6 protein-coding genes are annotated in these 6,107 nt (G+C 39.6%); 2 read left to right on the top strand and 4 right to left on the bottom strand.

The window, feature by feature from the left end; genetic code table 11:
• Positions 1 to 56: 56 nt before the first annotated feature.
• The 4 genes from rplT to thrS all read right to left on the bottom strand — a co-directional run bounded on the left by rplT (position 57) and on the right by thrS (position 3,375).
• Positions 57 to 416 carry a 50S ribosomal protein L20 gene (rplT, locus tag GQR46_RS14800; protein ID WP_002960711.1) on the bottom strand — a complete coding sequence of 120 codons (360 nt, stop codon included), beginning with the start codon at positions 414 to 416 and terminating at the stop codon, positions 57 to 59.
• 15 nt (positions 417 to 431) lie between these two features.
• Positions 432 to 632, bottom strand: a complete 201-nt coding sequence (gene rpmI / locus GQR46_RS14795) for a 50S ribosomal protein L35 (protein WP_002960713.1) — start codon at positions 630 to 632, stop codon at positions 432 to 434.
• 212 nt (positions 633 to 844) lie between these two features.
• Positions 845 to 1,405: a translation initiation factor IF-3 gene (infC, locus tag GQR46_RS14790; protein WP_002960714.1), complete on the bottom strand. Its 561-nt coding sequence runs from the start codon at positions 1,403 to 1,405 to the stop codon at positions 845 to 847.
• A gap of 59 nt (positions 1,406 to 1,464) precedes the next feature.
• The gene (thrS, locus tag GQR46_RS14785; RefSeq protein ID WP_165741331.1) at positions 1,465 to 3,375 is read right to left on the bottom strand and encodes a threonine--tRNA ligase; all 1,911 of its coding nucleotides are present in this window, start codon (positions 3,373 to 3,375) and stop codon (positions 1,465 to 1,467) included.
• 355 nt (positions 3,376 to 3,730) lie between these two features.
• Between thrS and GQR46_RS14780 the strand changes: the two genes are divergently transcribed.
• Both GQR46_RS14780 and GQR46_RS14775 read left to right on the top strand, forming a co-directional pair.
• A complete protein-coding gene (locus GQR46_RS14780) occupies positions 3,731 to 4,177 on the top strand; it encodes a DUF3010 family protein (protein ID WP_007582681.1) in 447 nt (148 codons plus the stop codon).
• A 184-nt stretch (positions 4,178 to 4,361) separates the two neighbouring features.
• Positions 4,362 to 6,095, top strand: a complete 1,734-nt coding sequence (locus GQR46_RS14775) for an AMP-binding protein (protein WP_165741330.1) — start codon at positions 4,362 to 4,364, stop codon at positions 6,093 to 6,095.
• Positions 6,096 to 6,107: the final 12 nt, after the last annotated feature.

Below are 6,107 nucleotides of genomic sequence, written 5' to 3'. Positions count from 1 at the left end.
TACAGGCACAAAAAAAGGAGCCATAGGCTCCTTTTTTAATACTTATATGAAAAAGCTTAAGCGGCTAGGCCTTCTTTTGCTTTTTCTACAAGCGCTGCGAATGCAACTTGGTCATAAACAGCGATATCTGCAAGGATCTTACGATCGATTTCTACAGATGTCTTTTTAAGACCATTGATAAAACGGCTGTAAGACAGACCATTTTGACGTGAAGCAGCATTGATACGTGCAATCCATAATTGACGGAAAGTACGTTTCTTCGCACGACGGTCACGGTAAGCGTATTGACCCGCTTTAGTAACAGCCTGGAAAGCTACGCGGTAAACACGTGAACGTGCTCCGTAGTAACCTTTTGCTTGTTTTAAAACTTTTTTGTGACGTGCACGTGCGACAACGCCGCGTTTAACTCTTGCCATTTCTAAAAACCCCTATTAAGCGAACGGTAACATACGTGAAACTAGACCATGGTCATTTTTATGAACCATCATCTTAGGACGTAGGTGTAACTTACGCTTAGAAGTTTTCTTAGTCAGAATATGACGAAGATGCGCTTGTTTACGCTTGAAACCGCCAGAAGCAGTCTTTTTGAAACGCTTAGCAGCGCCACTGTGACTTTTTAGCTTATAAGCCATTGCAATAACTCCAAATTGTATTGCTTTTAAATTAGTAAGCAGGCGTGAGATATATTTCTATAGCTCCACTTTTAGGCCTAACTTACTGCCATGTTCCGGTGAAGACCCAGCATAAATGCCGCAATCTTACTTTAATACCGGTTAACTCAGGTGAATATTCGCATATTACTTGCAGACCTGAGCTAATTTCGGTGCGTATTATCGCTTAAAAATTATTTTTTAGCAACAGGCGCCATCATCATAACCATTTGGCGACCTTCAACACGATTTGGGAAAGACTCAACTACTGCAAGTTCTTCTAAATCGGCTTTGATACGGTTTAATAATTCTATACCAATTTCTTGGTGAGCCATTTCACGACCACGGAAGCGGATAGTAATCTTAGCTTTATCGCCAGCTTCTAAGAACTTACGTAAGTTGCGAAGCTTAACCTGATAATCACCTTCATCCGTACCAGGACGGAATTTGATTTCTTTTATCTGGATTTGCTTTTGCTTCTTCTTCTGCTCTTTTAGTTCTTTGCTTTTTTCAAAGATGAACTTACCGTAATCCATGATTCTACAAACAGGCGGCTCAGCGTTTGGACTGATCTCAACAAGATCAACACCCGCTGCATCGGCCATAGTTTGCGCGTCTTGTAATGACTGAATTCCAGCTTGTTCGCCTTCAATGTCAATTAAACGAACTTCTTGCGCTGTAATTTCTTCGTTAATACGATTTTTTTGAGCTGTTTGTTGCCCTTTCTTGCCGCCTCTAATAGTACGTTCCTCCAAGAATATCAATAATATAAGCGTGTAATTGGCTGTTTGTTAATGCCTTACACGCTCGATTTTTACTGTCGATTTTTAATTTCTTCGCTAATTTTAGCTACAAAATCATCGACATTAAATTTGCCTAGGTCTTCACCTGTGCGAGTACGCACTGCTACTTCTTGTTGTTCAACTTCTTTATCGCCAACAACAAGCAAGTATGGAATACGCTTCAGTGTATGCTCACGGATTTTAAAGCCAATCTTCTCATTTCTCAAGTCAGCAGCGGCTCTAATTCCAAGTTTATTTAATTTTTGTACAACTTCTTTAACATAAGGAGCCTGTTTATCGGTAATATTCATAATTACCACTTGCTTTGGCGCAAGCCACGTCGGGAATAAACCAGCATACTCTTCAGTTAAAATGCCAATAAAGCGTTCAATAGAACCTAAAATAGCACGATGTATCATTACAGGTGTACGACGTTCGTTATTTTCTGCTACATAAGTAGCGCCTAAACGACCCGGTAATGCAAAGTCTAATTGCACTGTACCACACTGCCACGCTCTGTCTAAACAATCGTATAAAGTAAATTCAATCTTCGGACCATAAAACGCGCCTTCACCCGGAAGATAATCAAATTCAATATCGTTTAGCTTAAGTGCTTCGGCTAAAGCAAGCTCTGCTTTATCCCACATATTGTCTTCACCAATGCGTTGTTCTGGGCGAGTAGATAGCTTAACTACAATCTTCTCAAATCCGAATGTTTCATATGTATCATAAACCATCTTAATACACGCTGAAACTTCGTCCATTATCTGCTCTTCGGTACAGAAAATGTGAGCATCATCTTGGGTAAAGCCACGTACACGCATTAAACCATGTAGTGCACCTGATGGTTCATTACGATGACAACAACCAAATTCAGCCATACGAAGTGGTAAATCACGGTACGATTTTAAACCCTGGTTAAAGATCTGCACATGTCCTGGGCAGTTCATTGGTTTAATCGCGTATTCACGCTTTTCAGACTCAGTGGTAAACATTGCTTCTGAATATTTTTCCCAGTGACCTGATTTTTCCCAAAGTGAACGGTCCATCATCATTGGACCTTTTACTTCTTCGTACTCATATTCGCGTAATTTTTCACGTACAAATTCTTCAAGCTCGCGGTAAATGCTCCAACCATCGTTGTGCCAAAATACCATACCTGGCGCTTCTTCTTGCCAATGCCATAAATCAAGCGCTTTACCAATACGGCGGTGATCGCGTTTTTCAGCTTCTTCAAGGCGTTTTAAATACGCTTTAAGTTGCTTTTTATCGCCCCACGCTGTGCCGTAAATGCGTTGTAGCATTTTGTTTTCTGAATCACCACGCCAATATGCACCCGCAACTTTCATTATTTTGAAGTTTTGGCAAAATTTCATGTTAGGAACGTGAGGTCCACGACACATGTCTACATATTCTTCGTGATGATATAACCCTGGGCGGTCATCTTTAGCGATGTTTTCGTCCAGAATTTCTATTTTGTATGTTTCGCCACGCGCTTCAAATGTATCGCGTGCTTCTTGCCAGCTTACTGTTTTTTTCACTACGTCGTAGTTGGTTTTTGCAAGTTGCAACATACGCTTTTCAATTGCTTCAAGATCATCTTGTGATAATGAATGTTCCATATCGATATCGTAGTAAAAACCGTTATCAATGGTAGGACCTATTGCCATTTTTGCGTCTGGGAAAAGTTGCTTAACTGCATGACCAATTAAGTGAGCACAAGAGTGACGAATGATTTCAAGGCCGTCATCGTCTTTAGCGGTAATGATCTCAAGACGAGAGTCTTCACTAATTAAATCACATGCATCAACACGGTCGCCATTAACACGACCCGCAATGGTCGCTTTAGCTAAACCAGGGCCAATATCGTTTGCAACATCAAGCGTGCTTACAGGGTTTTCAAAACTACGTTGACTTCCGTCTGGAAGAGTAATAACTGGCATTATAAATCCTTGCTACAGTGGTGACACCTACAATGTATCACGTGTATTTTTAATAAATTAAATGAGAATGACTCGACAACGCTTTTACGAATAAGCATTGACTAATAAATGTAGATGCAGAGTCTATTCAACTACAAAGATATATTGTCGCGTGCTGCGCATTTAATTACAAGTTTTAAGGGGTGAAATCCACCCGTTTTGAGCACAAAATGTAACTTTTAGAGCAAAAAAAATAATTTCATTAAAATATAAAAGCATCAACGCACTAATTACGCACCTACAACTATACCTACACTCGCATTTTAATGTGTGTTGCGTATAATACTGCGTAATTAAGTTATTTTAGAGAATAGACATGAGAACATGTGGTGTAGAAATTACCGGTAGTGATGTACTACTTTGTATTTTAAGTAAAGATAATGACGTATTTGATATTCGCGATGTGCGCCAAACACGCTTTACCTTAGGTAACGGTAACGACACTGAAGTAATGCGTAAATTTCAATTCGATTTTGCAAAACTAATGCAAGATTACCAAATTGATTCTGTTGCAATCCGTGAGCGTCAGCCTAAAGGTAAATTTGCTGGCAGCGCAAAGGGATTCAAAATGGAAACTGCGATTCAATTAATCGACAATTTAGACGTACGTTTATTTACCACAACTGAAATTAAAGAACAGGTAAAGCGTAATCCTATTCCTATTGATTTTGAAGAAACTGGTCTTAAAAAGTACCAAGAAAATGCATTTGTAAACGCTTACGTTTACATAATGAAAAAAACATACCGCAGCGACGAAATGTAAAGTTATTGCTCGTTTAAAAACGCGTACTTACAGTGTAAGACGCGTTTTTTTGTATCTAAAAACATAATTAGATTTTATTAATCTAATAATACATTAGTCTAACTGCCCTTCTCTTTGTCGACAATATGTGTTTATTTTAACTTTGTAGTTTACATAACTCACACACATTTTCATGGAGAGAGCAATGCACACACACACTATTGCGGTAAAAGAAGTAGAACAAATAAATCACTTACCGTTATCGCAAAGCTATTTTAAAGGTATACAAAGCACACCTTTAACAAATTCGACTATCGGGGAGTACTTTGACTTTATTGTCGACAAAAATCCAGAGGCGTTAGCTGTTGTAGTTCATCACCAGGGTATTCGCTTAACGTATAAAGAATTTCAAAAAGAAGTTAATCAACTTGCTATGGGGTTGCTGGCACTTGGCGTGAAACCAGGCGAGCGTGTTGGTATTTGGTCTCCTAATAATATTGAGTGGTGCTTAACCCAATTTGCAACCGCAAAAATTGGCGCAATAATGGTTTGCATCAACCCTGCATATCGCCCTAACGAATTACAATACGCCTTAAATAGTGTTGAATGCTCTACTCTAATCACAGCATCAAACTTTAAAGGCAGTGATTATTTAGAAATGCTCAATGGTTTGGCTCCAGAACTTGCAACTTGCGATAAAGACACACTTAATTTAAAAGCACTGCCCACTCTTAAAAATATAATCCGCATTGGCGATGAAGCATCTCCTGGTATGTACTCTTTTAATGATGTTATTAACTTGCCAACATCAGCACATGAGCTTGAATTAAAAGCAATAGGTGCAAACTTAAATGCTGAGCAAGACATCAATATACAATTTACATCAGGCACAACAGGTAACCCAAAAGGCGCAACGCTCACTCATAAAAACATTTTAAATAATGCGCTATTCGTCGCCGAATCTATGCACTTTACGAGCGATGACAAGTTATGTATCCCCATCCCGTTATATCATTGCTTTGCAATGGTATTGGGTAGCTTGTTGTGTGTTAGTAAAGGTGCAGCAGCCATTTATCCAGGCGATTCGTTTGATGCAAAAACCACACTAGATGTAGTTCAACAAGAAGGATGTACAGCGCTGCACGGTGTACCTACCATGTTTATTAGTGAGCTTGAGCTAAGTAATTTTAACGATTATGACTTAAGTACTTTACGCACGGGTGTAATGGCAGGCTCTACATGCCCAGAGCAAGTAATGCGCAAAGTACAAACACAAATGAACATGCATCAAGTACTGATTGCTTACGGGCAAACTGAGTGCAGCCCCATAAACAACATTACCGAAACAGACTCTTCAATAGAGCGGCAAGTAACGACGGTTGGCCGCGCACTTGCCCATACCGAGGTTAAAATTATTGACGAGTTGGGTAACATTCAACAAATTGGTCAACCTGGCGAAGTGTGTAGTAAAGGTGCAGGTATAATGCGCTGCTATTGGAATGACGATGCTAAAACAAAAGCCACAATAGATGACAACGGTTGGCTACACTCTGGCGATTTAGGTGTCATGGATACAGAAGGGTTTGTCACTATTGTTGGCCGTATTAAAGATATGATTATTCGTGGCGGCGAAAACATTTACCCGCGCGAAATAGAAGAAGTGCTTTACACCTACCCGGGCATTCAAGATGCTGCCATATTTGGTATAACAGATGAAAGGTATGGCGAGGAAGTGTGCGCTTGGATCCAACCAAAAGAAGACGCTGTGCTTGATGAGCAAGCAATTCGTGAGTTTTTAAAAGACAAACTAGCCTATTTTAAAATGCCACGACATATCCGTTTTGTAGAAAACTATCCAATGACAGTAACAGGTAAACTGCAAAAATTTAAAATGCGTGAGCAAATGCAAGAAGAGCTAAGCGACAAAGCCTTCTCCTAATTTTTCTCTACA

The sequence above is a fragment of the Pseudoalteromonas sp. Z1A6 genome (genome assembly GCF_011378745.1).
Lineage (GTDB): Bacteria > Pseudomonadota > Gammaproteobacteria > Enterobacterales > Alteromonadaceae > Pseudoalteromonas > Pseudoalteromonas arctica.
The sequence above is the reverse complement of the archived record's forward strand: the minus strand, read 5'-3'. Positions and strand labels throughout refer to the sequence as shown.

Bases quoted from the DNA above. Each gene is read 5' to 3' on its own strand.
- GQR46_RS14775 (WP_165741330.1), top strand. From the start codon at position 4,362: ATGCACACACACACTATTGCGGTAAAAGAAGTAGAACAAATAAATCAC.
- rpmI (WP_002960713.1), bottom strand. From the start codon at position 632: ATGGCTTATAAGCTAAAAAGTCACAGTGGCGCTGCTAAGCGTTTCAAA.
- GQR46_RS14780 (WP_007582681.1), top strand. From the start codon at position 3,731: ATGAGAACATGTGGTGTAGAAATTACCGGTAGTGATGTACTACTTTGT.
- rplT (WP_002960711.1), bottom strand. From the start codon at position 416: ATGGCAAGAGTTAAACGCGGCGTTGTCGCACGTGCACGTCACAAAAAA.
- thrS (WP_165741331.1), bottom strand. From the start codon at position 3,375: ATGCCAGTTATTACTCTTCCAGACGGAAGTCAACGTAGTTTTGAAAAC.